The 26450-nt window shown below is 41.2% G+C and carries 22 protein-coding genes and 1 pseudogene; 13 read left to right on the plus strand and 10 right to left on the minus strand.

Annotated elements, in window-relative coordinates; genetic code table 11:
- The first annotated feature begins 211 nt into the window (after positions 1-211).
- Genes rnc through ftsY form a run of 5 tightly spaced genes read left to right on the plus strand, consistent with a single transcriptional unit; the run spans position 212 to position 7342 of the window.
- Complete coding sequence (rnc, locus tag K4Z77_RS08600) at positions 212-910, plus strand: ribonuclease III (RefSeq protein ID WP_000661493.1); 699 nt, start codon at positions 212-214, stop codon at positions 908-910.
- On the plus strand, positions 901-4440 hold the full coding sequence (smc, locus tag K4Z77_RS08605) for a chromosome segregation protein SMC (protein ID WP_224219053.1): 3540 nt from the start codon (positions 901-903) through the stop codon (positions 4438-4440). Before rnc ends, smc begins: the two co-directional genes overlap by 10 nt.
- Entirely contained in the window at positions 4437-5231 is a 795-nt protein-coding gene (locus K4Z77_RS08610) for a Cof-type HAD-IIB family hydrolase (protein WP_224219054.1), read from the plus strand. Before smc ends, K4Z77_RS08610 begins: the two co-directional genes overlap by 4 nt.
- A complete protein-coding gene (locus K4Z77_RS08615; RefSeq protein WP_224219055.1) occupies positions 5231-6049 on the plus strand; it encodes a Cof-type HAD-IIB family hydrolase in 819 nt (272 codons plus the stop codon). The genes K4Z77_RS08610 and K4Z77_RS08615 overlap by 1 nt, the downstream gene beginning before the upstream one ends.
- A gap of 3 nt (positions 6050-6052) precedes the next feature.
- Positions 6053-7342: a signal recognition particle-docking protein FtsY gene (gene ftsY / locus K4Z77_RS08620; protein WP_224219056.1), complete on the plus strand. Its 1290-nt coding sequence runs from the start codon at positions 6053-6055 to the stop codon at positions 7340-7342.
- 44 nt (positions 7343-7386) lie between these two features.
- On the opposite strand, the gene zwf is transcribed toward ftsY, so the two are convergent.
- The 3 genes from zwf to K4Z77_RS08635 all read right to left on the minus strand — a co-directional run bounded on the left by zwf (position 7387) and on the right by K4Z77_RS08635 (position 11930).
- Positions 7387-8874, minus strand: a complete 1488-nt coding sequence (zwf, locus tag K4Z77_RS08625; RefSeq protein WP_224219057.1) for a glucose-6-phosphate dehydrogenase — start codon at positions 8872-8874, stop codon at positions 7387-7389.
- A gap of 150 nt (positions 8875-9024) precedes the next feature.
- Positions 9025-9765, minus strand: a complete 741-nt coding sequence (locus K4Z77_RS08630; RefSeq protein WP_001096322.1) for an amino acid ABC transporter ATP-binding protein — start codon at positions 9763-9765, stop codon at positions 9025-9027.
- On the minus strand, positions 9765-11930 hold the full coding sequence (locus tag K4Z77_RS08635; protein ID WP_224219058.1) for an ABC transporter substrate-binding protein/permease: 2166 nt from the start codon (positions 11928-11930) through the stop codon (positions 9765-9767). Before K4Z77_RS08635 ends, K4Z77_RS08630 begins: the two co-directional genes overlap by 1 nt.
- Before the next feature lie 172 nt (positions 11931-12102).
- Here K4Z77_RS08635 and K4Z77_RS08640 point away from each other — a divergent pair, with 172 nt between their 5' ends.
- The 5 genes and pseudogenes from K4Z77_RS08640 (at position 12103) to K4Z77_RS08660 (ending at position 16795) form a co-directional block, all read left to right on the plus strand.
- Complete coding sequence (locus K4Z77_RS08640; RefSeq protein ID WP_224219059.1) at positions 12103-13056, plus strand: CPBP family intramembrane glutamic endopeptidase; 954 nt, start codon at positions 12103-12105, stop codon at positions 13054-13056.
- Positions 13057-13132: 76 nt separating this feature from the next.
- Positions 13133-15121, plus strand: coding sequence for an excinuclease ABC subunit UvrB (uvrB, locus tag K4Z77_RS08645; protein WP_224219060.1), 1989 nt, complete (start codon positions 13133-13135; stop codon positions 15119-15121).
- 9 nt (positions 15122-15130) lie between these two features.
- A pseudogene (locus K4Z77_RS08650) lies at positions 15131-15756 on the plus strand (NAD(P)H-dependent oxidoreductase).
- A 14-nt stretch (positions 15757-15770) separates the two neighbouring features.
- Positions 15771-16232 (plus strand): GNAT family N-acetyltransferase, encoded by a 462-nt coding sequence (locus tag K4Z77_RS08655; RefSeq protein WP_224219061.1) that lies wholly within the window; start codon positions 15771-15773, stop codon positions 16230-16232.
- Positions 16233-16327: 95 nt separating this feature from the next.
- A complete protein-coding gene (locus tag K4Z77_RS08660) occupies positions 16328-16795 on the plus strand; it encodes an 8-oxo-dGTP diphosphatase (protein ID WP_224219062.1) in 468 nt (155 codons plus the stop codon).
- On the opposite strand, the gene K4Z77_RS08665 is transcribed toward K4Z77_RS08660, so the two are convergent.
- The 5 genes from K4Z77_RS08665 to coaB form a co-directional block, all read right to left on the minus strand.
- A complete protein-coding gene (locus K4Z77_RS08665) occupies positions 16792-17307 on the minus strand; it encodes a transcription repressor NadR (protein WP_224219063.1) in 516 nt (171 codons plus the stop codon). The two genes, K4Z77_RS08660 and K4Z77_RS08665, sit on opposite strands and share 4 nt — an antisense overlap.
- An 11-nt stretch (positions 17308-17318) precedes the next feature.
- The gene (locus tag K4Z77_RS08670) at positions 17319-17846 is read right to left on the minus strand and encodes a hypothetical protein (protein ID WP_224219064.1); all 528 of its coding nucleotides are present in this window, start codon (positions 17844-17846) and stop codon (positions 17319-17321) included.
- 175 nt (positions 17847-18021) lie between these two features.
- The gene (locus K4Z77_RS08675) at positions 18022-18585 is read right to left on the minus strand and encodes an ECF transporter S component (protein ID WP_033688884.1); all 564 of its coding nucleotides are present in this window, start codon (positions 18583-18585) and stop codon (positions 18022-18024) included.
- On the minus strand, positions 18569-19120 hold the full coding sequence (gene coaC / locus K4Z77_RS08680; protein ID WP_224219065.1) for a phosphopantothenoylcysteine decarboxylase: 552 nt from the start codon (positions 19118-19120) through the stop codon (positions 18569-18571). Before coaC ends, K4Z77_RS08675 begins: the two co-directional genes overlap by 17 nt.
- A gap of 11 nt (positions 19121-19131) precedes the next feature.
- On the minus strand, positions 19132-19821 hold the full coding sequence (gene coaB / locus K4Z77_RS08685) for a phosphopantothenate--cysteine ligase (protein ID WP_224219066.1): 690 nt from the start codon (positions 19819-19821) through the stop codon (positions 19132-19134).
- Positions 19822-20046: 225 nt separating this feature from the next.
- On the opposite strand from coaB, the gene K4Z77_RS08690 reads away from it, so the two are divergent.
- The 3 genes from K4Z77_RS08690 to radC all read left to right on the plus strand — a co-directional run bounded on the left by K4Z77_RS08690 (position 20047) and on the right by radC (position 24893).
- The gene (locus tag K4Z77_RS08690) at positions 20047-21717 is read left to right on the plus strand and encodes a formate--tetrahydrofolate ligase (protein ID WP_224219067.1); all 1671 of its coding nucleotides are present in this window, start codon (positions 20047-20049) and stop codon (positions 21715-21717) included.
- 161 nt (positions 21718-21878) lie between these two features.
- The gene (gene pcrA, locus K4Z77_RS08695) at positions 21879-24170 is read left to right on the plus strand and encodes a DNA helicase PcrA (protein WP_224219068.1); all 2292 of its coding nucleotides are present in this window, start codon (positions 21879-21881) and stop codon (positions 24168-24170) included.
- A gap of 42 nt (positions 24171-24212) precedes the next feature.
- Entirely contained in the window at positions 24213-24893 is a 681-nt protein-coding gene (radC, locus tag K4Z77_RS08700) for a RadC family protein (RefSeq protein WP_224219069.1), read from the plus strand.
- On the opposite strand, the gene K4Z77_RS08705 is transcribed toward radC, so the two are convergent.
- Both K4Z77_RS08705 and K4Z77_RS08710 read right to left on the minus strand, forming a co-directional pair.
- Positions 24890-25579, minus strand: a complete 690-nt coding sequence (locus K4Z77_RS08705; RefSeq protein WP_224219070.1) for a gamma-glutamyl-gamma-aminobutyrate hydrolase family protein — start codon at positions 25577-25579, stop codon at positions 24890-24892. The two genes, radC and K4Z77_RS08705, sit on opposite strands and share 4 nt — an antisense overlap.
- 17 nt (positions 25580-25596) lie before the next feature.
- Complete coding sequence (locus K4Z77_RS08710; RefSeq protein WP_224219071.1) at positions 25597-26238, minus strand: redox-sensing transcriptional repressor Rex; 642 nt, start codon at positions 26236-26238, stop codon at positions 25597-25599.
- Positions 26239-26450 lie beyond the last annotated feature (212 nt).

Consider the following 26450-nt stretch of genomic DNA (forward strand, 5'->3'; position numbering starts at 1 on the left):
TAGTAGATCTCATTTCTAACTCAAACGTCTCACACTTAATTCCACCATAAAAATCCGTTTTAGACTAATTTCCACTTTGGTCAGGTGAGTGGAAGTTACTTTGAGAAGTTACCAAGAATTCCCAAATGCTTTCCAGTCCCGTTTTAAAGTGACTCAGGGGGCTTTTTTTGATATAATAAAAAGGACTGTTATCAGTTAGAAAGAGGTTGGTATGAAAGAATTACAAACTGTACTAAAGAACCATTTTGCAATCGAATTTGCAGACAAAAATTTACTGGAGACTGCGTTTACTCATACGAGTTATGCCAATGAGCACCGCCTCTTAAAAATTTCACACAATGAGCGCTTGGAATTTTTAGGAGACGCTGTTCTACAGTTATTGATTTCAGAATATCTGTATAAAAAATATCCTAAAAAGCCTGAGGGGGACTTGTCTAAACTCCGTGCCATGATTGTCCGCGAGGAGAGTTTGGCTGGTTTTGCGCGTGATTGCCAGTTTGATCAATTTATCAAGCTGGGTAAGGGGGAAGAAAAGTCTGGTGGTCGCAATCGTGACACCATTCTTGGTGATGCCTTTGAAGCCTTTCTTGGTGCCCTCCTTTTGGATAAGGATGTGACCAAGGTCAAGGAATTTATCTATCAAGTCATGATTCCTAAGGTTGAAGCAGGCGAATTTGAGATGATTACAGACTATAAAACTCATCTACAAGAGTTACTTCAGGTCAATGGGGATGTGGCTATTCGTTATCAGGTCATTTCTGAAACAGGCCCTGCCCACGATAAGGTTTTTGATGTAGAAGTTCTAGTTGAAGGTAAGAGCATTGGTCAAGGTCAAGGTCGTTCTAAGAAATTAGCAGAGCAGGAAGCTGCCAAAAATGCCGTTGAGAAAGGGCTGGATTCATGTATTTAAAGGAAATCGAAATTCAGGGATTCAAGTCTTTTGCTGACAAGACCAAGGTTGTATTTGACCAAGGGGTGACGGCAGTTGTTGGGCCCAATGGATCTGGAAAGTCGAATATTACAGAAAGTCTGCGTTGGGCCTTGGGGGAGTCAAGTGTTAAGAGTCTCCGTGGTGGCAAGATGCCGGATGTCATCTTTGCTGGAACTGAAAGTCGCAAACCGCTCAATTATGCTTCTGTAGTTGTGACTTTGGATAATCATGACGGATTTATCAAGGATGCAGGTCAAGAAATCAGAGTCGAACGTCATATCTATCGTAGTGGAGATAGCGAATACAAGATTGACGGCAAGAAAGTGCGTCTACGTGATATTCACGATCTTTTCTTGGATACAGGTTTGGGACGCGATTCCTTCTCTATCATTTCCCAAGGCAAGGTTGAGGAGATTTTCAATTCTAAGCCTGAAGAACGTCGTGCCATTTTCGAAGAAGCTGCAGGTGTTTTGAAATACAAGACTCGCAGAAAAGAAACTGAGAGTAAACTGCAACAAACTCAGGATAATTTAGACCGCTTAGAGGACATCATCTACGAGTTGGATAATCAAATCAAGCCTCTTGAGAAGCAAGCTGAAAATGCTCGTAAGTTTCTAGACTTGGAAGGACAACGTAAGGCTATTTATTTAGACGTTCTGATTGCTCAAATCAAGGAAAATAAGTCTGAACTAGAGTCGACAGAAGAAGAGTTGGCTCAGGTTCAGGAACTCTTGACTAGCTACTACCAAAAGCGTGAAAAATTAGAAGAAGAAAACCAAACTCTTAAAAAGCAACGCCAAGATTTACAAGCTGAAATGGCCAAAGACCAAGGCAGTTTGATGGATTTGACCAGTCTGATTAGTGATTTAGAGAGAAAATTAGCCCTATCGAAACTGGAATCTGAGCAAGTAGCCCTCAATCAACAGGAAGCACAAGCTCGTTTGGCTGCTTTGGAGGATAAGAGAAAGGCTCTAAATCAGGAAAAGGCTGAAAAAGAAGCGAACTTGGGACAATTAGAACACAATCTAATTCAAAATAATCAAAAACTCAATCGTTTAGAAGCTGAATTACTAGCTTTTTCAGATGATCCTGATCAGATGATTGAGCTTCTACGTGAACGCTTTGTAGCTCTTTTACAGGAAGAAGCAGATGTCTCAAACCAACTGACCCGCATCGAGAATGAGTTGGAAACTAGTCGTCAGCTTTCTCAAAAACAAGCAGATCAACTACAAAAGCTGAAAGAACAGCTGGCTACAGCTAAAGAGAAGGCTAGTCAGCAAAAAGAAGAGCTTGAAACTGCCAAGGAGCAGGTTCAGAAATTATTGGCTAACTATCAAGCTATTGCCAAGGAGCAAGAGGAGCAGAAAGCTTCCTATCAAACTCAACAAAGTCAACTCTTTGACCGTCTGGATAGTCTCAAAAATAAACAGGCTAGAGCCCAAAGTTTGGAAAATATCCTTAGAAATCACAGTAACTTTTATGCAGGTGTCAAGAGTATTCTACAAGAAAAAGACCGTCTTGGTGGAATTATTGGTGCAGTCAGTGAGCACCTGACCTTTGATGTGCATTATCAAACTGCCCTTGAGATTGCGCTTGGTGCAAGCAGTCAGCATATTATTGTGGAAGATGAACATGCAGCAACTAGAGCCATTGATTTCCTTAAACGAACCAGAGCTGGTCGTGCGACCTTCCTTCCGTTGACAACGATCAAGGCCCGTACGATTTCTAGTCAGAATCAAGATGCTATTGCTACAAGTCCAGGATTTCTGGGCATGGCAGATGAGCTGGTGACATTCGATACTAGACTAGAAGCTATTTTCAAGAATTTGCTAGCCACGACAGCTATTTTTGATAGCGTGGAACATGCGCGTGCAGCAGCTCGCCAGGTTCATTATCAGGTTCGTATGGTGACATTGGATGGGACAGAGTTGCGCACAGGTGGTTCTTATGCAGGTGGTGCCAATCGCCAGAATAACAGCATTTTTATCAAGCCAGAACTGGAGCAATTACAAAAAGAAATTGCTGAAGAAGAAGCAAGCTTGCGTTCAGAAGAGTCGAGTTTGAAGACCTTGCAAAATGAGATGACTGCATTGACAGAAAGATTAGAAGCTATCAAATCTCAAGGAGAGCAGGCTCGTATTCAGGAGCAAGCCTTGTCCCTCGCTTATCAGCAAACCAGTCAGCAAGTTGAAGAGATAGAAACTCTTTGGAAACTTCAAGAAGAGGAACTAGATCGTCTTTCTGAGGGAGATTGGCAAGCAGATAAGGAAAAATGCCAAGAGCGCCTTGCTATAATCGCCAGTGATAAGCAAAATCTGGAAGCTGAGATTGAAGAGATTAAGTCTAACAAAAACGCCATCCAAGAACGTTATCAAAATTTGCAGGAAAAGGTAGCGCAAGCTCGCCTGCTTAAGACAGAACTGCAAGGGCAAAAACGTTACGAAGTTGCGGATATTGAACGTTTAGGCAAGGAATTGAATAATCTAGATATCGAACAAGAGGAAATCCAGCGCCTTCTCCAAGAAAAGGTTGATAATCTTGAAAAGGTTGATACAGATTTGCTCAGTCAACAGGCCGAAGAAGCCAAAACTCAGAAAACAAACCTCCAACAAGGTTTGATTCGCAAACAGTTTGAGTTAGATGATATTGAAGGGCAACTGGATGATATTGCTAGTCATTTGGACCAGGCTCGCCAGCAGAATGAGGAGTGGATTCGCAAGCAAACACGTGCTGAAGCCAAGAAAGAAAAGGTCAGCGAGCGCTTGCGCCATTTACAAAGTCAATTAACAGACCAGTACCAGATTAGTTATACTGAAGCTCTAGAAAAGGCGCATGAGTTGGAAAATCCCAATCTGGCAGAGCAAGAAGTTAAAGATTTAGAGAAGGCTATTCGCTCACTGGGGCCTGTCAATTTGGAAGCTATTGACCAGTACGAAGAGGTTCACAACCGTCTGGATTTCTTGAATAGTCAGCGAGATGACATTTTGTCTGCGAAAAACTTACTCCTTGAGACTATCACAGAGATGAATGCTGAGGTTAAGGAACGCTTTAAATCAACCTTTGAAGCTATTCGTGAGTCCTTTAAAGTGACCTTCAAGCAGATGTTTGGAGGAGGACAGGCAGACTTAATCTTGACGGAAGGAGACCTGCTAACTGCTGGGGTTGAGATTTCTGTTCAACCACCAGGCAAGAAAATCCAGTCTCTTAACCTCATGAGTGGTGGGGAAAAAGCACTATCAGCTCTTGCCTTGCTCTTCTCCATTATCCGTGTCAAGACTATTCCATTTGTTATCTTGGATGAGGTAGAGGCTGCGCTGGACGAAGCCAATGTCAAACGCTTTGGAGATTACCTCAACCGATTTGATAAGGATAGCCAGTTTATCGTCGTAACCCATCGTAAGGGAACCATGGCTGCGGCTGATTCCATCTATGGCGTGACCATGCAAGAATCAGGTGTTTCAAAAATTGTTTCGGTGAAGTTAAAAGATTTAGAAAGTATTGAAGGATGACAATTAAACTAGTAGCAACGGATATGGACGGAACCTTCTTAGATGGGAATGGACGCTTTGATATGGACCGTCTTAAGGCTCTCTTGGTTTCCTACAAGGAAAAAGGGATTTACTTTGCGGTGGCTTCGGGGCGCGGATTTCTGTCTTTAGAAAAATTATTTGCTGATGTTCGTGATGACATTATTTTCATCGCGGAAAATGGCAGTTTGGTAGAGTATCAAGGTCGGGATTTGTATGAAGCGACCATGTCTCGTGAGTTTTATCTGATGACTTTTGAAAAGCTGAAAACGTCACCTTATGTAGATATCAATAAACTACTCTTGACGGGAAGAAAAGGCTCTTACGTTCTAGATACGGTTGATGCAACCTATTTGAAAGTGAGCCAGCATTATAATGAAAATATCCAAAAAGTAGCGAGTCTGGAAGACATTACAGATGACATTTTCAAATTTACGACCAACTTCACAGAAGAAACTCTTGAAGCTGGGGAGGCTTGGGTCAATGAAAATGTTCCTGGTGTTAAGGCAATGACAACTGGCTTTGAATCCATTGATATTGTTCTGGACTATGTCGATAAGGGAGTGGCTATTGTTGAATTAGCTAAAAAACTTGGTATCACAATGGATCAGGTCATGGCTTTTGGAGACAATCTAAATGACTTGCATATGATGCAGGTTGTGGGACATCCTGTAGCTCCTGAGAATGCACGACCAGAAATTTTAGAATTAGCAGAGACTGTGATTGGTCACCATAAAGACCAGTCGGTTATAGCTTATATGGAGGGCTTATAATGGCAGATATAAAATTGATTGCATTGGACTTGGATGGGACTTTGTTGACTAGTGATAAAAAGCTGACGGATCGTACCAAGGCGACCTTAAAAGCTGCGCGCGATCGTGGTATCAAGGTCGTATTGACAACTGGTCGTCCCTTAAAAGCCATGGATTTCTTTCTCCATGAGCTAGGGACTGATGGCCAGGAAGATGAGTATACGATTACTTTTAATGGTGGTTTGGTTCAGAAAAATACAGGAGAAATCCTTGATAAGACAGTTTTTTCATATGATGATGTGGCACGCTTGTATGAAGAAACAGAAAAATTATCATTGCCCCTTGATGCCATCTCAGAAGGAACTGTTTATCAAATCCAATCTGACCAAGAAAGTCTTTATGCCAAATTCAATCCAGCATTGACCTTTGTTCCAGTGGACTTTGAAGACCTGTCTAGTCAAATGACCTACAATAAATGCGTGACTGCCTTTGCTCAAGAACCCTTGGATGCAGCTATTCAGAAGATTTCTCCAGAATTGTTTGACCAATATGAAATCTTTAAATCACGTGAAATGTTGCTAGAGTGGTCACCAAAGAATGTTCATAAAGCAACAGGACTGGCAAAACTAATCAGGCATCTTGGAATCGACCAAAGTCAAGTTATGGCCTGTGGTGATGAGGCCAATGACCTTTCTATGATTGAATGGGCAGGGCTCGGTGTTGCTATGCAAAATGCTGTTCCTGAAGTCAAGGCAGTTGCAAATGTAGTGACGCCGATGACCAACGATGAGGAAGCTGTCGCCTGGGCTATCGAAGAATATGTACTAAAGGAGAACTAAGATATGGGATTATTTGACCGTTTATTCGGAAAAAAAGAAGAACCTAAAATCGAAGAAGTTGTAAAAGAAGCTTTAGAAAATCTTGATTTATCTGAAGATATTGAGCCTGCCTTAACAGAAGCTGAGGAAGTTCCTCAAGAAGAAGCAGAGGTTGAAAGTTTTGAAGAATCTGTGCTCGAAGAAGAGGAAAATCAAGAGACAGTTGAAGAGAGTCAGGATTCAGATTCAGTTGTAGAAGTTTCTCAAGAAGAAGTCGAAGAAATGTCAAACTCAGAAGAAGTCGCAGAGGAAGAGAACCCTGAGCTTGAAGAAGCTGTAGAAGAAAATAATTCTGAAGTTCTTGAACCAGAAACGCCTCAAGTAGAAGAAACTGTTCAGGAAAAATATGACCGCAGTCTTAAGAAAACTCGTACAGGCTTCGGTGCCCGCTTGAACGCCTTCTTTGCTAATTTCCGCTCTGTTGATGAAGAATTCTTCGAGGAGTTGGAAGAACTGCTCATCATGAGTGACGTTGGTGTGCAGGTAGCTTCAAACTTAACCGAAGAATTACGTTACGAAGCCAAGCTTGAAAACGCCAAGAAACCTGACGCACTACGACGTGTCATCATTGAGAAATTGGTTGAGCTTTATGAAAAGGATGGCAACTACGATGAAAGCATCCACTTCCAAGATGGATTGACAGTCATGCTCTTTGTCGGGGTCAATGGTGTTGGGAAAACAACTTCTATCGGTAAACTAGCCCACCGCTATAAACAAGCTGGGAAGAAGGTCATGTTGGTTGCGGCAGATACCTTCCGAGCAGGCGCAGTCGCCCAGCTAGCTGAATGGGGCCGACGAGTAGATGTTCCAGTAGTGACTGGACCTGAAAAAGCTGACCCAGCTAGTGTAGTCTTTGATGGTATGGAACGTGCCGTAGCTGAAGGTATTGATATTCTCATGATTGACACCGCTGGTCGTCTGCAAAATAAGGACAATCTTATGGCTGAGTTGGAAAAGATTGGCCGTATCATCAAACGTGTGGTGCCAGAAGCACCCCATGAAACCTTCTTGGCTCTTGATGCATCAACAGGTCAAAACGCTCTTGTACAGGCCAAAGAATTTTCGAAAATCACACCTTTAACGGGAATTGTCTTGACTAAGATTGATGGAACTGCTCGAGGTGGTGTTGTTTTAGCCATCCGTGAAGAACTCAATATTCCTGTAAAATTGATTGGTTTTGGTGAAAAAATCGATGATATTGGAGAGTTTAACTCAGAAAACTTTATGAAGGGGCTCTTAGAAGGCTTAATCTAATCAGAAGCAAAAATCCTGCAAGGAACAAACTTGCAGGATTTTTTTTATTCTAAACGACCATCTTCACGATAGGCAATATCTGGTTGCCAAGTCCATTTGGCACCGAATTTTTCAAGTAAGTCAAAGCTTGCTTGAGGTCCCATGCTTCCAGCTTTATAGTCGTGAAGTGGGGCACCATTTTCAGCCCAGAGTTCTTCGATACGGTCAATCAATTTCCATGACGCACCAACCTCATCCCAGTGGCTAAAGTTAGTTGAGTTGTTATTTAAGACGTCATAGATCAATTTCTCGTATGGTTCTGGAGAAGCACCAGTTGCGGTCGCATCTGTACGGTAATCAAGTGAGTTAGGAGCCAAGTTAAATTCTTCTCCTACTTGCTTCCCATTTAGGCTAAGAGAGAAGCCTTCTGTTGGTTGAATATAGATGGTCAAAATGTTTGGAGCAAGTGGTTCTCCAAAGATAGAGTCCATTTGTTTAAAGACAATGTTGACATGAGTTCCTTTTTCAGTCAGACGTTTACCAGTACGGAAGAAGAAAGGAACGCCACGGAATCGATCGCTGTCTACAAAGAAGGCACCAGATGCAAAGGTTTCAGTTGTTGATTCTGGATTTACATTTGGCTCGCTACGATAAGAAATGTATTTCATGCCATCAATCTTACCTGAGCGGTATTGCCCACGGATAAAGTGTTCTTTAAACTCTTCATCAGTTGGATGATAGAGGTTTTTAAAGACTTTAATCTTTTCAGCACGGATCTCATCTTTTGTGAAGCTTGCTGGCTTATCCATGGCAAGAAGAGAAAGCAGTTGCAAAGTATGGTTTTGTACCATATCACGAAGGGCACCAGATTCATCATAGTAGCCACCACGTTCTTCTACACCCAAGCGCTCCGCAAAGGTAATTTGAACATTGTCGATAAAGTCCTTGTTCCAAACATTTTCAAAAATCAGGTTTGCAAAGCGAACTGCAAAGATGCTTTGGATCATTTCCTTACCAAGATAATGGTCGATACGGAAAATTTGTTCTTCGTCAAATGTTGCTAGGAGTTCGCCATTCAACTTGCTTGCAGTTGCGTAATCTGTACCAAATGGTTTTTCAACAATTAAACGTTCAAAACCTTTACCATCCACAATGTTTTCAGACTTGAGGTGTTTGGCAATGGTTCCAAAGAATTGAGGCGCCATAGACAAGAAGAAGAGCTTGTTGTGTTCAGCTTGATATTTGTCATTTAGTTTAGCCTGCAATTGACGTAAAGCAATGTAGTGCTCTGTATCATTAACATCATGACTTTGATAGTAGAAGTGGCTAGCGAACTCTTGAGCCTGTTCGGTACTATCTGCCAAATCAAGGATGGATTCGACTACAACAGATTCAAAATATTCCTTGCTCCAAGGACGACGGGCAGTTCCAATAACTGCAAAGTGCTTGGAAAGATTGCCGGATTTATAAAGTCTAAAAAGGGAAGGGTAGAGCTTGCGTTTAGCCAGGTCTCCACTCGCACCGAAAATTGTAACAATAACCTTAGATGACATCTAGCTACCTAATTTCTATTTTTATTCCTAGTCTTGCTAGGTATGAGGAAATCTCATTTCATAAACTTAATTCTAACATAATTTTCCGAAAAATCAAAAAATCCAATACGAGATAGAAAAAAACTGCAAGGAAATCCTTACAGTTTAAGTTTAGACGTTTAAGACCTTGTCCAAGAACTCTTTCAGACGTGGGTGTTGTGGGTTGTCAAAGATTTGATCAGGTGTTCCGTCTTCAAGGAACTCGCCATCAGCAGTAAAGATAACGCGGTTGGCAACCTGACGGGCAAATCCCATTTCATGGGTAACGATAATCATGGTCATGCCTTGTTCAGCCAATTCCTTCATAACGTTTAGTACGTCTCCGACCATCTCAGGGTCAAGGGCAGAAGTTGGTTCATCAAAGAGCATGATGTCTGGATTCATTGCTAGTCCACGAGCGATGGCCACGCGTTGTTTTTGACCACCTGATAGGCTATCTGGGTTAGCATTAGCTTTATCTGCTAGCCCAACCTTGTCAAGCAACTCCATTCCCAACTTCTCAGCTTCTTCCTTAGTCATCAACTTGTGCTCAATAGGAGCAAAGGTAATGTTGTCCAATACAGACATATGAGGGAAGAGATTGAAGTGTTGGAAAACCATTCCGATATTTTCACGGACGTGGTCAACGTTGGTAGTTTTTTCAGTTAAGTCATAGCCGTTCACAGTGATGTGACCGCTAGTAACTTCTTCTAGAAGATTGAGGCTACGGAGGAAGGTCGACTTACCAGAACCTGAAGGACCGATGATACAAACAACATCTCCTTCATAGAACTTAGTTGTAATTCCTTTTAGGACCTTATTTTTTCCATATTGCTTATGTAAGTCATTTACATCAATTTTTAGTTTTGCCATTAACGAATCCTCTTTTCTAAGCGTTTCGCTAGTCTAGTCAAAAGTGTGATAATTACAAGATAGAAGATAGCAAGGATTGCATACATCTTGAAACTTTGGTAGTTACGGGCGATGATAATCTTACCAGTTTGGAAGAGCTCCACCAAACCGATAGCAGATACGATGGTTGTATCTTTAAGAGCGATAACGAATTGGTTAACAAAGTTTGGCAACATCAATTTAGTTGCTTGTGGCAAGATAATCTTACGCATGGTTTTTCCATAAGAGATACCCAAGCTTCGGCTGGCTTCCATTTGACCAACTGGAACGGCCTGAATACCACCACGAACGATTTCAGCGATATAAGCCGCTGCATTGAGTGAGAGGGCAATAGTACCGGCTACGAAGTCGTTAATTGGACTTTGTTGGCCTGTGATAGATTCGATGAAGTTTGGAATTCCCCAGAAGATGAAGGCTGCAAGAATCATCAATGGAATACCACGGATAACGTCAACGAAAATCTCAGAGATCACACGAAGAGATTTGTAGGGGCTGACACTAAACATACCGAAGATAATCCCGATAACAATGGCAATAGCAAATGAGATAAGAGCTAGAGCAAGAGTGATACCAAGCCCACTAAGGAGTTGTTTGTAGTTGTTTTGGAGCAAGCCCCAGATAGTTGTCTCATCAACAGTGCTTGTTGAAGCAGATGAAGATTCGCTAGCTAGGTATTTATCAAGAATCTTTTGGAATTCCCCATTTGCTTTAAGATTTGCAAGTCCGTTGTTGAACATTTCAATCAATTCTGGATTTGCTCCTTTTTTAACGGCAAAGGCTGTTTCACCGATTGGAGTTCCAGCGATTGGAGTTTTCAATTTTTGACCTTGGCTGATAGAATATTTGAGAACAGGCTCATCATCCATAACCGCATCGATGGCTCCAGTATTTAAACTGTCATACATTGAAGAACCATCAGCAAATGTTTTGATTTTGTAACCGTATTTGCTTTGATTTTCTGTTAGGAAGGTTTGAGAAGCAGTTCCGTTTTTAACACCAACTGTCTTCCCTTTTAAATCTTCATAAGAAGCAATATTGCTTGATTCTTTGACACCAAGGATAGTATTAGCAGTGTAGTATGATTCTGAGAAGTCAAAAGTTGCCTTACGAGCATCTGTAACAGACATACCTGCAATGATACCATCTGCTTGACCAGCTTGGACAGCACTGATAGCTGCATCGAAACCAGGATTGGTAATTTCAATTTCAAAACCTTGGTCTTTAGCGATTGCCTTAATCAATTCCATATCAATACCAGTAAATTGGTTGCTTGAATTTTGGAAAACAAAAGGTGCAAAAGAAGAATCACTGGCAATAATGTATTTAGCCTTAACAGGAATGGCTTTTAATCCTGCTAGAGTAGTTGTAGTTGGCACTGCTGAAGAAGATGATGCAGTCCATTTCTTGATGATTTTATCAAGACTACCATCTTTTTTCATTTCAGCCAAGGCTTGGTTAAACTCAGTGACTAGGTGCTCGTATTTGCTTCCTTTTTTCACACCGAAAGCAAAGCTACCTACAGCTTCACCATCCATTTCAATATGGAGGTCTTGACCTTGGTTAATGGCATATTCGATAACAGGTTTATCATCCATCATAGCATCAATGGCACCAGCACTTAAGCTGTTGTTCATCAAATCACCAGTGTCAAATGTTTTAATACTAAAGCCGTATTTATCCTTAATACTTTCAAGGAAGCGTTGAGCGGCAGTTCCGTTTTTAACACCAACAGTTTTACCTTTTAATTGGTCATACTGACTAATCTTGTGTGACTTTGTAGTTGCAATGACAACTTTTGTATCATAGTAAGTATCAGACATGGTGAAAACTTTTTCACGTTCTGCAGTTTTTGTCATTCCTGCCATGATAGCGTCAGCTTGACCAGCTTGAACCGCATTGACCGCTGCGTCAAATCCAGGATAGGACATCTGAATGTTCCATCCTTTAATCTCAGCGACTTTGTTGATAATGTCAACATCAATTCCTTTATAAGTTTGATCTGAATCTTTAAACTCAAAAGGTGCATAGGCGGTATCAGAAACAATCTTAATCGTTTCAGCTTTCGCAATACCTAATGAGAAAATTGGGAATAAAATTAGCAAAAATGCTAGAAATTTTTTCTTCATTTTTAGTCTCCTTTTCCGAATATTTTCCCATTATATCAGAAAAAGTAAAAAAAGGCAAATTTTTATATTTCTGTGTCAGAAAATATGACATTGATTATTTCTTTTCTTTCTTGAATTGCTATTAAAAACTGCTATAATAATAGCATATAATAGAAGGAAAGAGGACAGGGATATGAAGAACAAAAGAATATTTAAAGACTTCCAAGCTTCAAAAATGAGTTTAAATATTTACACAAGCCCCTTGTTAGCCTTTGCTTTTGTCTTCATAGGAGAGTTTGTGGCTTATACTCTGTATGGTATTAGTTTGTTAGCTCTCATCGGACTTGCTAGAAATTTTGGAGAGGCTGGTAAAGCTTTTGCTACCTACTTGCAGACCTTGCAGCAGAGCTTGATGGATAAAACAAGTGACTTTCATTTAATTTTAGATTTACTGGCCTTTGGTTTTATACTCAACACTGTGTTCAGATGGGCTAAAAAAGTTGAGAAAAGATCTATTCGGACTTTGGGATTTTATAGAGAGAATTTCCTCAGCAATCTTCTGAAAGGATTTGGCCTAGGTCTGGCACTTTTTCTTCTGACCTTGTTAGGTTTAGTAGCATTAGGGCAATATCGTTTTGAGTCCATTCATTTGAATCCTTATTCGCTTACCTTTGTTGTCTTTACTATCCCATTTTGGATTTTACAGGGGACAGCAGAAGAAGTAGTGTCGCGTGCTTGGCTCCTTCCTCAATTGGCCTCAAGAACCAATCTAAAACTTGCTGTTCTTATATCTAGCCTACTTTTTACCCTGCTTCATATGGGCAATTCTGGTCTAACACCTCTATCTCTAGTGAATCTCTTCTTATTCGGAGTTGCCATGTCACTTTACCTTCTCAAAACTGATACAGTTTGGGGTATTGCAGGTATTCATGGGGCCTGGAATTTTGCTCAGGGTAATCTCTTTGGGATTTTAGTTAGTGGTCAACCATCAGGAACGTCATTGATGACCTTTTTACCACAAGGCAATCAAGATTGGTTATCAGGTGGTTCTTTTGGCATAGAAGGTTCTATCATGACAAGTCTGGTTTTACTACTGCTGATTGTCTATCTCGCTTATCAATTAAAGAAAGAAAATGAAAGGATGTGACTTCGGTCCGTCCTTTTCTTCGTGAAAATGCTACAAGTATGCTAAAATAGGAATAGCACATCGAGAGAGGATTCTTATGATCAATCGTATTACAGATAATCAATTTAAACTAGTATCAAAATATCAACCATCAGGAGATCAACCCCAAGCTATCGAGCAGTTGGTAGATAATATCGAGGGTGGAGAAAAAGCTCAGATTCTGATGGGGGCGACTGGTACAGGGAAGACCTATACCATGAGTCAGGTCATTTCCAAAGTCAATAAACCAACTCTGGTCATCGCCCACAATAAGACTCTGGCAGGACAGCTCTATGGAGAATTTAAGGAATTTTTCCCTGAAAATGCTGTTGAGTACTTCGTATCTTACTATGATTATTACCAACCAGAGGCCTATGTCCCTTCCAGTGATACCTATATTGAAAAGGATAGTTCTGTCAATGACGAGATTGACAAGCTCCGCCACTCAGCGACTTCGGCCCTTCTGGAGCGTAATGATGTTATCGTCGTTGCCTCAGTCTCTTGTATCTATGGTTTGGGTTCGCCCAAGGAATACGCTGATAGTGTCGTTAGTCTCCGTCCAGGTCTTGAAATTTCTCGTGATAAACTCTTGAATGACTTGGTTGATATCCAGTTTGAACGAAATGATATTGATTTCCAACGCGGAAGATTTCGCGTTCGTGGGGATGTAGTGGAGATTTTCCCAGCCTCCCGTGATGAGCATGCCTTTCGAGTAGAGTTCTTTGGTGATGAGATTGACCGTATCCGTGAGGTTGAGGCTTTGACAGGTCAGGTATTGGGAGAAGTGGATCATTTGGCGATTTTCCCGGCCACTCACTTTGTGACCAATGACGACCACATGGAAGTTGCCATTGCTAAAATTCAGACCGAATTGGAAGAGCAGTTAGCTGTCTTTGAGAAGGAAGGTAAATTACTTGAAGCCCAACGTTTGAAACAGCGGACAGAGTATGATATCGAAATGTTGCGTGAGATGGGCTATACCAACGGGGTTGAGAACTATTCACGCCACATGGATGGACGGAGTGAAGGAGAGCCTCCTTATACGCTTCTCGACTTCTTCCCAGATGATTTTTTGATTATGATTGACGAGAGTCACATGACTATGGGACAAATAAAAGGCATGTACAATGGAGATCGTTCGCGTAAAGAAATGCTGGTTAATTATGGTTTCCGCTTGCCATCAGCCTTGGACAATCGTCCTCTCCGTCGGGAGGAGTTTGAGAGTCACGTTCATCAGATTGTTTACGTTTCAGCGACACCTGGTGACTATGAAAATGAACAGACTGAGACAGTGATTGAGCAAATCATTCGTCCAACGGGACTCTTGGATCCTGAGGTGGAAGTCCGTCCGACTATGGGACAGATTGATGACCTTTTGGGTGAAATTAATGCCCGTGTTGAAAAGAACGAGCGAACCTTTATCACAACCTTGACCAAGAAAATGGCAGAGGACTTGACCGACTACTTCAAGGAAATGGGCATCAAGGTCAAGTACATGCACTCGGATATCAAGACCTTGGAGCGGACGGAGATAATTCGTGACCTGCGCTTGGGTGTCTTTGATGTCTTGGTCGGAATCAACCTGCTCCGTGAAGGGATTGACGTTCCCGAAGTGAGTCTCGTAGCCATTCTTGATGCTGACAAAGAAGGTTTCCTTCGTAACGAGCGTGGACTCATCCAGACCATTGGGCGTGCCGCCCGTAACAGTGAAGGTCATGTCATCATGTATGCGGACACGGTTACCCAGTCTATGCAACGTGCTATCGATGAAACGGCCCGCCGTCGGAAAATCCAGATGGCCTATAATGAAGAACACGGTATTGTGCCTCAGACAATCAAGAAAGAAATCCGTGACCTGATTGCTGTGACCAAGGCAGTTGCTAAGGAAGAGGACAAAGAAGTCGATATCAATAGCCTTAACAAACAAGAACGCAAAGAACTGGTCAAGAAACTTGAAAAACAAATGCAAGAAGCAGTTGAAGTGCTTGACTTTGAACTCGCAGCTCAGATTAGGGATATGATGTTGGAAGTCAAGGCGTTGGATTAGGGGAATTTTATGAATATTTTAGTTATTAATGGACATCCTGATAAAGAAAGTTACTGCCAAGCAATTTTTCAAACGATTGTAGAAAATATAGACTCAAAGAGACATGAACTTGAAATGATTAATCTTAATACAGAAGAGTTTGATCCTGTTTTACGTTATGGTTACCGACAAAGGATGGAGGACGATCCGTTTATTCTACGCTCTCAAGAATTAATCCAGTGGGCAGATCATTTCATTTTTGTTTATCCTATTTGGTGGAGTAGTATGCCTAGTCTACTGAAGGGGTGGATTGATCGTGTGTTTACGCCAGGCATTGCATACTCCGCAAATAATCGAGGAAGCTTTATTTGAACTACTTGAGAGGTAAACAGTTCAAAAAGTTAATAAAAGGAAAAACAGCTAGTATCTATGCAACTTCTATGGCACCGACTTGGTGGTACAAAGTATTTTCTGGTCCGATTAACATTCCAGACAGTTATGGAATATCAGTATTAAAGAATGCGGTATTGAATCATTGTGGCATAAAAACAAAGAGGGTTTCAATCTTAGGAGAGTTAGGCCGTGAAGTAAATACAAGTTCAACAAGACAAAAATTTCTACAAAAAGTAGCAAAGGAAGTTAGGATGTTGGATTAAGGAGAAGAAAGTAAATGACGGTTATTATCAAATTAATGGAAACTCCTGAAGAGATAGAAGGTAAATCCCTCGTTCACTGGCAAACGTGGAGAGAGGCTTATGATAACCTTTTGCCTGCAGAATTTCAGGAGACAATGACATTAGAAAGATGCCGATTCTTTAGTCAAAAGTATCCAGAAAATACATTGATTGCGATGGATGGCGTGAAGGTGGTTGGTTTCATCAGTTATGGTAATTTTCGTGATGAGACTATTCAAGCTGGTGAAATTATTGCTTTATATGTTTTAAAAGACTATTACGGAAAAGGCATTGCACAAAAGTTAGTGAGAGCAGCTTTGACTGCTCTTGATCATTTTTCTGAAATTTTCTTATGGGTATTGAAAGATAATAAGCGCGCCATTGCTTTCTATCAAAAAATGGGTTTTACTTTTGATGGCCAAGAAAAAATCCTTGAACTTGGAAAGCCTATAAAGTAAAAACGGATGGTGTTCTATTCTAAATAATTCTCAAAAGTAAAAGCTAATATGGTACCAAGTCTGAAAATTTAATAAATTAGAAAGCGAGTAAATCCATGTCCCGTTCCCAATTAACGATTTTAACAAACATTTGTCTGATTGAAGATCTCAAAACACAGCGCGTGGTTATGCAGTATCGCGCTCCTGAAACAAATCGCTGGTCTGGTTATGCCTTTCCTGGAGGTCATGTAGAAAATGGTGAGGCTTTCGCAGAGTCTGTCATTCGTGAAATCTATGAAGAAACAGGGTTGACTATCCAAAATCCTCAACTTGTCGGCATTAAAAATTGGCCACTAGATACAGGTGGGCGCTATATTGTCATTTGTTATAAGGCGACTGAGTTCTCTGGTACCCTTCGCTCTTCAGAAGAGGGAGAAGTTTCTTGGGTGCAAAAGGACCAGATTCCAAACTTGGATCTGGCCTATGATATGTTACCCTTGATGGAGATGATGGAAACTCCTGACAAGTCAGAGTTTTTCTACCCTCGCCGTACAGAAGACGATTGGGAGAAGAAAATCTTCTAGTCTTTTACTAAATAACCTAGCTGATCCAAGGCCTCCTCGATATAGTTGAGGTCTTGTTGTGTTTCGGCTTCGACTAGGTGGTAATGGATGCCATCTGTCAATTCAGACAGAGGTCTAAAGTCAGAATGTTCGACTTGTTCTAGAAAATGTTGGACATCTCTGCGACAAGACAGTTTAAGCAAAGTTTCAATTTCTCCATAAACGGGATGGTCAATCAAGGTATTTTGAACACGTCCACCATTATCAACGATAGCAAGGAGTTCTTGACCGATTTCTTCAACTTCATGTTTCACTTTGAAAAGTTTGTGAACATAAGGATTGGTTTCAATTTGCTTATAGACGTAGCCACGATTAGTGGATAGGATAGGAGCGCCATCGGCTCTCAAAATTGCAATGTCCTGCACAATGACCTGACGTGTGACATGAAAATGTTCCGCCAAACTTTGGCCATTAAGGGCTTTAGGAGCTTCTTTCAAGAGTTGGAGCAGGGCTTGTTTGCGATCTTTTGTCATAGCTTTTCCTTTTAACGGCGTTTTCGAAGCACTTTATAGACAGCTAGTGCTAATGTATAGTCTACCATACTATGGATAATTGTGCCAAATCCAACTAGTACAAATAGAACATAAAACATATTTTCTACATTGGTACCGGAAGTTGCATAAAAAACGACACAAGCTAATACTTCAGCAAGGGCATGGACAAGCGCTAACACAAAGTTGAAAATCCAGGAAGCTTTTGGTTTATCTAGGGTATCGGGGAATTTTTGTAGGTAAAGAGCCCCCAAAGTCCCAAAAAAGATATGGGAAAAAGCTCGAAAAACGATAACCATGGGATAGCCAGCCATCAAAAATCCAAAACTAGAGGCTAGGATGACAAAAACAGCCATCAAGGGCGATAAGAACATGGCAATAAAAATAGCGATGTGGCTTCCTAAAGTATAGGAAGCAGGTGGAATGACGATTTTGAAAGGCATAACGATTGGAATCAAAATCGCAATAGCTGTTAAGAGGGCAGTTATTGTCATAAACTGTGTCTTTTTCCGTGTATTCATAAGAATCTCCTTTTTTCTGTATATACACTAGTATAGTACAACAAACAAGACAATAAAGCAAGGATTTACTTGGGTTTATAGGTCATTTTTTAGTTGAAAGTTAGTAAAGATTTCACTAAAAAGAAACTACTTCAAACAAAATCTCCACCTTCAGGTTTGAAAGTGGAGATTGTTTTTATTTTTTCAAAGTCTGTAGTCTTGGAACAATGGCTAGGGTTAGAACTGCGGAAATGACTAATTCGGCAATGGAGTTTGTTGAGATAACGGTTGCTAAGAGTTTTTGGATATTACCATCAAAGACATTTCCAAAAAGGTAGAAAATTCCACCAAGTACAAAGACTGTGTTGGTTAGTGAACCAAGGGCACCAGCTAGAATCAGACCAGTCTTGTTTTTCATCAGTTTATAGACTAGATAAGGAGTTAAACCAATCAAAATACGTGGGACAATGGCAATGATAGCTGAGTAGATGTTCCCATTTGGTACGAAAGGAGAGAAGAGGTAGCTGGTTGGCAGAATCGTAATTGTGTTAACCGTCAAGCTAAGTAGCCCCATCAAAAATCCAAGTGTAACCCCAACGCGTGGACCGTAGATAATGCTGGCAATAATGACAGGAATATGAACGATGGTCGGTTTGATTGGGAATGGAAAAAGGTTAAAGACAAGCGAGCTTAGAAAATGAATCACAAGCATGGTTGCAAAGAAGATAGCAATGGGCGCAATATTAGATCGTTTTTTCATCGAGAGTTTCCTTTATTCTTTCTAAAATAATTGTGAGGTCGGCTAAAGCTCCTCGTCCATGGTCTCCACAAGCTAGTAGGGATTCCTTAGGAGCAATCAGCTGATAGCCGTAGGTTTCTAATGTTTTCAGATTAGCCTGAGTTGCTGGATGTTCATACATCTTTGTATTCATAGCAGGTGCGATGAGTTTGGGAATATGACTTGGCAAGGCTAGAGCAATACAAGTTACTATGTTGTCCGCAAAGCCGTAGGCTAGTTTTGCAATAGTGTTAGCTGTTGCAGGGGCCATGATAAATAAATCTGCTTTTTTTCCAAGTTCGATATGATTGACTTGATCAGGATAGGGTTCCTTCATGACATCTAGGTGGACAGGATTCTGTGATAAGACCTGTAGTGTCAATGGTTGGATAAACTCTGTAGCAGCCTGAGTCATTAAGACAGTGACTTGATGACCTTGTTTTTTTAGAGAACTGACTAAATCTGCTGACTTGTAAGAGGCGATAGACCCCGTTACAGCCAAGAGAATATGTGCCATAGCTTTCCTTTCTATGAATGGTAGGCTTGAATTTTTTCAAGGAGGAGTTTTGCAATTTCTTCTTTAGTCTGGACTGTTTGAAGCTGATCTTTCTCAACAAAGATTGCACGATGCTGGTTTGCTGAGATTTGAGTCAGGTCATTTGCAATGATTAAGTCTGCTTGGTTCTTGATAAGACTTTTTCTAGCAATGTCAACCAGATGGTCTTCGGAAACATTAACCAGCAGTTTGAAACCAATCAGATGAATAGCAGGATTCCATTCCTTGACTAAAGAGATGATTTTGGGTGTTTTTTTCAGGAACAAAACCTGAACCTCATCAGTCGAAGAAATCTTAGCTTGATGATTTTGCTTGCTTAAAAATTCTTCCAAATTGGAGCTAGCCTGAACTTCCTCAAGCCCTGTCATATAAACAGGAGTGTAGTCAGAAACAGCCATTGAGTGAATCAAAACCTGATAGTCCTTAACACGTTCTTGCATTTCAAGAAGAAGGTCGTTTGTATTGTTAATTTCTCGAATGCTTAGGTTGGGATGGGCTTCTGGCTTCAAAGCTCGTTTTGTAGTAATTAAACAAACTTCATGCTCTGCAGCAAGCAAAGTTTCTGTGATGATTTTGCCCAAGCGACCTGTAGAATGGTTAGTGATAGAGCGGACGCTATCGATAGCTTCACTGGTACCGCCCGATGTAACTAAAATTTTCATAGCACTATTGTACACAAAAATAAACGGTAAGTAAAATGAAAGTGATAAAATTTTGGTAAAAGGAAAGAATATAGTTTCAAACTATAAAGGCATATAAAATTTAAGAAAGGGCTCTAAAAACTTTAAAAATAGGGATATTTACGAACGTTTAGAGAGTTTTCGGATGTTAAAAATCTTGTTTTGTGTTATAATGAATTATCATATAAGAGGTTAGAGGAGTTTTGAATGAAAACAGATATTGAAATCGCACAGAGTATTGAGTTGAAGCCAATCGTTGATGTTGTAGAGAAACTTGGTATTTCTTACGACGATTTGGAGTTGTACGGAAAGTACAAGGCTAAGCTCAGCTTTGATAAAATTCGTGCAGTTGAGAGCAATCCAGTTGGGAAATTGATTCTGGTTACTGCCATCAACCCAACACCAGCAGGTGAAGGAAAATCAACCATTACCATTGGTCTGGCGGATGCCTTGAATAAGATTGGCAAGAAAACCATGATTGCTATCCGTGAACCATCTCTTGGTCCAGTAATGGGGATTAAAGGGGGTGCAGCTGGTGGTGGTTACGCCCAAGTTCTCCCAATGGAAGACATCAACCTCCACTTCACTGGAGACATGCATGCCATTACAACAGCCAACAATGCTCTTTCTGCCTTGATTGACAACCACTTGCACCAAGGAAATGAGCTAGGAATTGACCAACGCCGTATTCTCTGGAAACGTGTAGTGGACTTGAACGACCGCGCTCTTCGTCATGTAACCGTTGGACTTGGTGGCCCTCTAAATGGTATTCCACGTGAGGATGGTTTTGATATTACAGTTGCTTCCGAAATTATGGCCATTCTTTGCTTGGCGACTGATATTGAAGACTTGAAACGCCGTTTGTCTAACATCGTTATCGGATATCGCTATGACCGTACGCCTGTTTCTGTTGGTGATTTGCAGGTTGAGGGTGCTTTAGCATTGATTTTGAAGGATGCTATTAAGCCAAACTTAGTTCAGACAATTTATGGAACGCCTGCTTTTGTTCACGGTGGTCCATTTGCCAATATCGCTCACGGCTGTAACTCTGTTTTGGCAACGACTACAGCCCTTCACTTGGCTGATTACACGGTTACTGAAGCTGGTTTTGGTGCGGACCTTGGAGCTGAGAAATTCCTCGATATTAAGACACCAAACTTGCCTACATCTCCAGATGCAGTAGTTATTGTCGCAACCCTTCGTGCCCTTAAGATGAATGGTGGCGTAGCTAAGGACGCTCTTACAGAGGAAAACGTAGAAGCAGTGCGTGCAGGTTTTGCTAACTTGAAACGCCACGTTGAAAATATCCGCAAGTTCGGTATTCCAGCAGTAGTAGCTATCAACGAATTTGTTTCTGATACAGAAGCTGAAATTGCAGCCTTAAAAGAACTTTGTGCCTCAATCGATGTGCCAGTTGAGTTGGCTAGTGTCTGGGCTGATGGCGCAGAAGGAGGAGTAGCGCTTGCTGAAACAGTTGCCAAGACTATAGCTGAAAACCCAGCTAACTATAAACGTTTGTATGACAATGACCTTTCTGTCCAAGAAAAGATTGAAAAGATTGTTACTGAAATCTACCGTGGTAGCAAAGTGAACTTTGAGAAGAAAGCTCAAACACAAATCGCCCAAATCGTTCAAAACGGTTGGGACAAATTGCCAATCTGTATGGCTAAGACCCAGTATAGCTTCTCAGACAATCCAAATGCACTTGGAGCACCTGAAAACTTTGAAATTACCATTCGTGAATTGGTACCAAAATTAGGTGCAGGCTTCATCGTTGCCTTAACTGGTGATGTCATGACCATGCCAGGCCTTCCAAAACGACCAGCAGCCCTCAACATGGATGTTGAAAGCGATGGAACAGTATTAGGTTTGTTCTAGTATATTGCAATTGACTTTAAATGAGTTTGGAAATACTATCCAAGCTCATTTTTTATCTAGATATAAGGAGTTACCTTCTAGACGCAACCAATCTAGGTAAAGATATTTTCCCTGAATTCTGATATAATAGAAATATTGACTTCAAGAGTAAGGAAGAGAAGATGAACGCATTATTAAATGGAATGAATGACCGTCAGACTGAGGCGGTGCAAACGACAGAAGGTCCCTTGTTAATCATGGCAGGGGCTGGTTCTGGAAAGACCCGTGTTTTGACCCACCGTATCGCTTATTTGATTGATGAAAAGCTGGTCAATCCATGGAATATCTTGGCTATTACCTTTACTAATAAGGCTGCGCGTGAGATGAAAGAGCGTGCTTATAACCTCGATCCAGCCACTCAGGACTGTTTGATTGCGACCTTCCACTCCATGTGTGTTCGTATTTTGCGTCGTGATGCGGACCATATTGGCTACAACCGTAATTTTACTATTGTAGATCCAGGGGAGCAGCGAACTCTTATGAAACGCATTCTCAAGCAGTTGAACTTGGATCCTAAAAAATGGAATGAACGAAGTATTTTGGGTACCATTTCCAATGCTAAGAATGATTTGATTGATGATGTGGCTTATGCTGCCCAAGCTGGAGATATGTACACGCAAATCGTGGCCCAGTGCTATACTGCTTACCAAAAAGAACTTCGTCAGTCAGAGTCGGTTGACTTTGATGATTTGATTATGCTGACCTTGCGTCTCTTTGATCAAAATCCTGATGTCTTGACCTATTACCAGCAGAAGTTCCAGTACATTCACGTTGATGAGTACCAAGATACCAACCATGCCCAGTACCAACTAGTCAAACTCTTGGCTTCCCGTTTTAAAAATATCTGTGTGGTTGGGGATGCGGACCAGTCTATCTACGGTTGGCGTGGTGCTGATATGCAGAATATCTTGGACTTCGAAAAGGATTATCCCCAAGCCAAGGTTGTTTTGTTGGAGGAGAATTACCGCTCAACTAAAACCATTCTCCAAGCGGCCAATGAGGTCATTAAAAACAATAAAAACCGCCGTCCTAAGAATCTCTGGACTCAAAATGCGGACGGAGAACAAATCGTTTACTATCGCGCCGATGATGAGCTGGATGAGGCTGTATTTGTAGCCAGAACCATCGATGAACTTAGTCGCAGTCAAAACTTCCTTCACAAGGATTTTGCTGTTCTCTATCGTACAAACGCCCAGTCTCGTACTATTGAGGAAGCCCTGCTCAAGTCAAACATCCCTTATACCATGGTTGGTGGAATCAAGTTCTACAGCCGTAAGGAAATCCGAGATATTATCGCTTACCTCAATCTTATTGCCAATTTGAGTGACAATATCAGTTTTGAGCGTATTATCAACGAACCGAAACGTGGAATTGGGCCAGGAACGGTTGAAAAAATCCGTGATTTTGCCAATATGCAGGACATGTCTATGCTAGATGCTTCTGCAAATATTATGTTGTCTGGCATCAAAGGAAAAGCAGCCCAATCTATCTGGGATTTTGCCAATATGGTTTTGGATTTGCGGGAGCAACTGGATCAATTAAGCATTACTGAGTTGGTTGAGGCGGTTCTAGAAAAAACAGGTTACGTCGATATTCTTAATGCCCAAGCGACCTTAGAAAGCAAGGCTCGGGTAGAAAACATCGAAGAGTTCCTTTCTGTTACGAAAAACTTTGATGACACCTCTGATGTGCCAGAAGAGGAAACTGGTTTGGACAAACTGAGTCGTTTCTTAAATGACTTGGCCTTGATTGCGGACACAGATTCAGGTAGTCAGGAGACATCAGAAGTGACCTTGATGACCCTGCATGCTGCCAAAGGTCTCGAGTTTCCAGTTGTCTTTTTGATTGGGATGGAAGAAAATGTCTTTCCGCTTAGCCGTGCGGCTGAAGATCAAGATGAATTAGAAGAAGAACGCCGTTTGGCCTATGTAGGAATTACGCGTGCAGAGAAAATTCTCTATCTGACCAATGCCAACTCACGCCTGCTTTTTGGTCGTACCAACTACAACCGTCCGACTCGTTTTATTAACGAAATCAGTTCAGACTTGCTTGAGTATCAAGGATTGGCCCGTCCAGCAAATACAAGTTTTAAAGCGTCTTATAGCAGTGGTGGTCTTGCCTTCGGTCAAGGTATGAGTCTTGCGCAAGCACTTCAAGACCGTAAACGTAGTGCTGCCCCAAGAACTATCCAATCAAGCGGTCTCCCATTTGGTCAATTTGCAGCTGGCGCAAAATCAGCGTCTAGTGAGACAAATTGGTCCATTGGTGATATTGCCCTCCACAAGAAATGGGGAGAGGGAACTGTTCTGGAAGTTTCAGGTAGCGGTGCTACGCAGGAATTGAAAATCAATTTCCCAGAAGTTGGCCTGAAAAAACTTTTAGCCAGTGTGGCACCAATTGAGAAAAAAATCTAATTTTTCATCCTTCTCACGAATAATAAAGTGAGGAGGATTTTTATGTACAGTATTTCATTCCAAGAAGATTCACTATTACCCAGAGAAAGACTTGCACAAGAAGGAGTGGAAGCGCTCAGTAACCAAGAGTTGCTAGCTATTTTACTCAGAACAGGAACACGTCAAGCTAGCGTTTTTGAAATTGCCCAGAAAGTCTTGAACAATCTTTCAAGCCTAACGGATTTGAAAAAAATGACCCTGCAGGAATTGCAGAGTCTATCTGGTATCGGCCGTGTTAAGGCTATAGAATTACAAGCTATGATTGAACTGGGCCATCGTATTCACAAGCATGAGACCCTTGAAATGGAAAGTATTCTCAGTAGCCAAAAGCTAGCCAAGAAGATGCAACAGGAATTGGGCCATAAAAAACAAGAGCACCTGGTGGCGCTCTATCTCAATACTCAAAATCAAATCATCCATCAACAGACCATTTTTATCGGCTCAGCTACTCGTAGTATCGCTGAGCCGCGAGAGATTCTTCATTATGCCATCAAGCATATGGCAACCTCTCTCATATTGGTTCATAATCATCCTTCGGGAGCGGTAGCCCCTAGCCGAAATGATGATCATGTCACTAAACTTGTCAAAGAAGCCTGCGACCTAATGGGAATTGTTCTCTTGGACCATTTGATTGTCTCTCACTCCAGTTATTTTAGCTATCGTGAAAAGACAGATTTAATCTAAAGTTCATTAACGATATAGTCAAAGAGGTTTTTATCTTTGGGACGATTTTCAAATAGAAATTCTGGATGCCACTGGACACCGAGAAAGGCAACATCATCCGTACTTATGATAGCTTCAATGATACCATCCTTAGGATCATGAGCCGCAATCTTTAAGTTGGGAGCTAAATCCTTGATACTCTGGTGGTGGAAGGAGTTGATATGGGAGATTTCTCCATAGATTTCTCGAAGAACAGTATCTGGTTCGGTTACCAAGCGCTGGGTTGTGTACTCGGCAGAACAATCCTGCCAGTGGTCTTCGATATCTTGATACAGAGTTCCACCCATGGCAACGTTAAAAAGCTGAGTACCACGGCAGACAGAGAAAATCGGTTTTTTCTGTTTAATAGCTTCCTTGATGAGGGTCAGTTCGAAGATATCTCTTTGAAGGTGGTAGTCATCGCTGTCAATGGTTTTTGGTTCACCATAGAATTTTGGATCAACGTTTTGCCCACCTGTCAAGATGAGCTTGTCAATCATACTGATATAGTGGCTAGCCATTTCTTGATCACCAATCGGTAGGATGATGGGAATCCCTCCAGCGTCTTTAACGCCTTCCACAAAGCCTTTTGCTGCGTAGCTCATCATGATGTCATCATCTGGATGAGTTTTTTCGTTTCCTGTAATCCCAATAACTGGTTTTTTCATAAAATGATTTTCGCTTTCTAATCCTCTTTTCGCATGAAATAGAGGAGGGTTTGGAGTTCACTTGTCAAATCTACATATTGAACGACCACGTCTTTTGGTAAATGAAGATGGACTGGTGAAAAACTGAGAATTCCTTTCACGCCAGCATCCACCAAGAGATTGGCAACCTCTTGTGATTTGATGCTAGGAACAGTCAGGATAGCAGTCTTCACATCAGCATCCTTGATTTTGTCCTTGATTTGGGAAATTCCGTAAATGGGAATCCCATCAGGAGTTTGGCTACCGACTTCAGGATGGTCATCTAGGTCAAAGGCCATGATAATTTTCATCTTGTTACGCTCGTGGAAGCGGTAGTGGAGAAGAGCATGGCCCATATTTCCAATACCCACTAGTATGACATTGGTGATGGAGTTATCATTAAGCAAATCGGCAAAAAATGTCATGAGTTTTTTTACATCATAGCCAAATCCACGACGACCTAGTTCACCAAAATAGGAAAAATCACGACGAACTGTCGCTGAATCAATACCAATGGCCTCTGCAATTTGTTTTGAGTTGGCACGTTCAATCTTTTCTGCATGAAATCTCTTAAAAATTCGATAGTAAAGAGAGAGTCTTTTTGCTGTAGCTTTTGGAATAGCAGACTGTTTATCTTTCACAAAATCACAACCTTTCTATTCTTCTATTTTATAGAAACATTGTGAAAAAATCAACAAAAATAAGAAAAAACTAAGAAAAATCTTAGTTTTGATGTAAAAAAGGTAACTTCTCAAAGTAACTTCCACTCACCTGACCAAAGTGGAAATTAGTCTAAAACGGATTTTTATGGTGGAATTAAGTGTGAGACGTTTGAGTTAGAAATGAGGTCTAC

The organism is Streptococcus mitis subsp. hohhotensis, assembly GCF_020089495.2.
Taxonomy (GTDB): domain Bacteria; phylum Bacillota; class Bacilli; order Lactobacillales; family Streptococcaceae; genus Streptococcus; species Streptococcus hohhotensis.

Excerpts from the sequence above, each read along its gene's own strand:
- K4Z77_RS08655 (WP_224219061.1), top strand. The coding sequence starts at position 15,771 with ATGACGGTTATTATCAAATTAATGGAAACTCCTGAAGAGATAGAAGGT.
- K4Z77_RS08610 (WP_224219054.1), top strand. The coding sequence starts at position 4,437 with ATGACAATTAAACTAGTAGCAACGGATATGGACGGAACCTTCTTAGAT.
- K4Z77_RS08670 (WP_224219064.1), bottom strand. The coding sequence starts at position 17,846 with ATGAATACACGGAAAAAGACACAGTTTATGACAATAACTGCCCTCTTA.
- coaB (WP_224219066.1), bottom strand. The coding sequence starts at position 19,821 with ATGAAAATTTTAGTTACATCGGGCGGTACCAGTGAAGCTATCGATAGC.
- rnc (WP_000661493.1), top strand. The coding sequence starts at position 212 with ATGAAAGAATTACAAACTGTACTAAAGAACCATTTTGCAATCGAATTT.
- uvrB (WP_224219060.1), top strand. The coding sequence starts at position 13,133 with ATGATCAATCGTATTACAGATAATCAATTTAAACTAGTATCAAAATAT.
- K4Z77_RS08640 (WP_224219059.1), top strand. The coding sequence starts at position 12,103 with ATGAAGAACAAAAGAATATTTAAAGACTTCCAAGCTTCAAAAATGAGT.
- K4Z77_RS08630 (WP_001096322.1), bottom strand. The coding sequence starts at position 9,765 with ATGGCAAAACTAAAAATTGATGTAAATGACTTACATAAGCAATATGGA.
- K4Z77_RS08635 (WP_224219058.1), bottom strand. The coding sequence starts at position 11,930 with ATGAAGAAAAAATTTCTAGCATTTTTGCTAATTTTATTCCCAATTTTC.
- K4Z77_RS08615 (WP_224219055.1), top strand. The coding sequence starts at position 5,231 with ATGGCAGATATAAAATTGATTGCATTGGACTTGGATGGGACTTTGTTG.
- zwf (WP_224219057.1), bottom strand. The coding sequence starts at position 8,874 with ATGTCATCTAAGGTTATTGTTACAATTTTCGGTGCGAGTGGAGACCTG.
- ftsY (WP_224219056.1), top strand. The coding sequence starts at position 6,053 with ATGGGATTATTTGACCGTTTATTCGGAAAAAAAGAAGAACCTAAAATC.
- K4Z77_RS08665 (WP_224219063.1), bottom strand. The coding sequence starts at position 17,307 with ATGACAAAAGATCGCAAACAAGCCCTGCTCCAACTCTTGAAAGAAGCT.
- radC (WP_224219069.1), top strand. The coding sequence starts at position 24,213 with ATGTACAGTATTTCATTCCAAGAAGATTCACTATTACCCAGAGAAAGA.
- K4Z77_RS08705 (WP_224219070.1), bottom strand. The coding sequence starts at position 25,579 with ATGAAAAAACCAGTTATTGGGATTACAGGAAACGAAAAAACTCATCCA.
- K4Z77_RS08675 (WP_033688884.1), bottom strand. The coding sequence starts at position 18,585 with ATGAAAAAACGATCTAATATTGCGCCCATTGCTATCTTCTTTGCAACC.
- K4Z77_RS08660 (WP_224219062.1), top strand. The coding sequence starts at position 16,328 with ATGTCCCGTTCCCAATTAACGATTTTAACAAACATTTGTCTGATTGAA.
- coaC (WP_224219065.1), bottom strand. The coding sequence starts at position 19,120 with ATGGCACATATTCTCTTGGCTGTAACGGGGTCTATCGCCTCTTACAAG.
- smc (WP_224219053.1), top strand. The coding sequence starts at position 901 with ATGTATTTAAAGGAAATCGAAATTCAGGGATTCAAGTCTTTTGCTGAC.
- pcrA (WP_224219068.1), top strand. The coding sequence starts at position 21,879 with ATGAACGCATTATTAAATGGAATGAATGACCGTCAGACTGAGGCGGTG.
- K4Z77_RS08690 (WP_224219067.1), top strand. The coding sequence starts at position 20,047 with ATGAAAACAGATATTGAAATCGCACAGAGTATTGAGTTGAAGCCAATC.